The 222-nt window shown below is 54.1% G+C and carries 1 rRNA gene; it reads left to right on the top strand.

From position 1 onward, the window contains the following. Nucleotides 1-222, top strand: a 23S ribosomal RNA gene (locus WFJ73_RS33315); the annotation flags it as partial.

Here is a 222-nt window from a genome sequence, read left to right as displayed (position 1 = left end):
AAAAGGGTGATGGCGTGCCTTTTGTAGAATGAACCGGCGAGTTACGTTCACGTGCAAGGTTAAGTCGGGAAGACGGAGCCGCAGCGAAAGCGAGTCTGAATAGGGCGAATAAGTACGTGGTCGTAGACCCGAAACCGTGTGATCTACCCCTGTCCAGGGTGAAGGTGCGGTAACACGCACTGGAGGCCCGAACCCACGAATGTTGAAAAATTCGGGGATGAG

The sequence above is a fragment of the Paenibacillus sp. MMO-58 genome, from assembly GCF_037146255.1.
Classification (GTDB): Bacteria; Bacillota; Bacilli; order Paenibacillales; family Paenibacillaceae; genus Pristimantibacillus.
The sequence above is the reverse complement of the archived record's forward strand: the minus strand, read 5'-3'. Positions and strand labels throughout refer to the sequence as shown.